Origin of the sequence: Halocynthiibacter styelae (assembly GCF_016123485.1) — a bacterium.
GTDB lineage: Bacteria > Pseudomonadota > Alphaproteobacteria > Rhodobacterales > Rhodobacteraceae > Halocynthiibacter > Halocynthiibacter styelae.
The window spans coordinates 1-1482 of sequence record NZ_JADCKQ010000036.1; the positions used below are offsets into that span (position 1 = coordinate 1).

Here is a 1482-nt window from a genome sequence, read left to right on the forward strand (position 1 = left end):
GCGCGCCGTTGAGCGTGTCAGAGGCCAGGATCGAAGTGGTATCCCCACCAGCCTGTGGGAAGTCCGCAAAGCTTTCCGGAGCTGCCTCAATCTCTGGTGTGACAGTGATCGTTGCAGTTGCGGTTTCACAGACGGGCACGGTGTCGGTGCTGCAGAGCTCATAGTCGAACGTGTAGACACCAGGTTCTGTGCCCGGGTTCACGTCAACAGTGCCGTCAGGGTTCACAGTAAGCTCAGACGGAACAGCCGCAGGGTCAACCGGGGTGACAGTCGCATTGCTGTTGTCCGCCGGATCACCATTGATTGTGTCGCCGTCAAAGAGGTTCACCACAGCCGTCGCTCCGGTATCCGCCGTCGCACGGTCGATGGTCTCCGCATCGTCCGCAGGAGCAACTTCGCTGGCGAGGACAGTCACGGTTTCCACCGCAGTGTCACAGGTCACAGGCAGGGCAATTGTGCAGATCTCATAAGCGATCTCATAGGTGCCTGCATCGGTGCCGGGATCGACAGTGATGATGCCGGTCGCCGGATCCAGCGTGATGCCGGAAACAGTGCCGCCGCCTACTTTGGTGTAATCACCGGCCACAGGGGCTGTGATGGTCACGGTTGTCAGCTCTGCTGGCGCGCCGTTGAGCGTGTCAGAGGCCAGGATCGAAGTGGTATCCCCACCAGCCTGTGGGAAGTCCGCAAAGCTTTCCGGAGCTGCCTCAATCTCTGGTGTGACAGTGATCGTTGCAGTTGCGGTTTCACAGACGGGCACGGTGTCGGTGCTGCAGAGCTCATAGTCGAACGTGTAGACACCAGGTTCTGTGCCCGGGTTCACGTCAACAGTGCCGTCAGGGTTCACAGTAAGCTCAGACGGAACAGCCGCAGGGTCAACCGGGGTGACAGTCGCATTGCTGTTGTCCGCCGGATCACCATTGATTGTGTCGCCGTCAAAGAGGTTCACCACAGCCGTCGCTCCGGTATCCGCCGTCGCACGGTCGATGGTCTCCGCATCGTCCGCAGGAGCAACTTCGCTGGCGAGGACAGTCACGGTTTCCACCGCAGTGTCACAGGTCACAGGCAGGGCAATTGTGCAGATCTCATAAGCGATCTCATAGGTGCCTGCATCGGTGCCGGGATCAACAGTGATGATGCCGGTCGCCGGATCCAGCGTGATGCCGGAAACAGTGCCGCCGCCCAGTTTGGTGATATCACCGGCCACAGGGGCTGTGATGGTCACGGTTGTCAGCTCTGCCGGCCCGCCGTTGAGCGTGTCAGAGGCCAGGATCGAAGTGGTATCCCCACCGGCCTGCGGGAAGTCCGCAAAGCTTTCTGGAGCCGCCTCAATCTCTGGTGTGACAATGATGGTCGCAGTTGCGGTTTCACAGACGGGCACGGTGTCGGTGCTGCAGAGCTCATAGTCGAACGTGTAGACACCAGGTTCTGTGCCCGGGTTCACGTCAACAGTGCCGTCAGGGTTCACAGTAAGCTCAGACG

At 59.9% G+C, this 1482-nt stretch carries 1 protein-coding gene; it reads right to left on the reverse strand.

Annotation, left to right across the window (positions count from 1 at the left end; translation table 11 throughout):
- The coding region (locus H1D41_RS18220; protein WP_228850263.1) for a hypothetical protein at window positions 1-1482 on the reverse strand (1482 nt) is incomplete at both ends.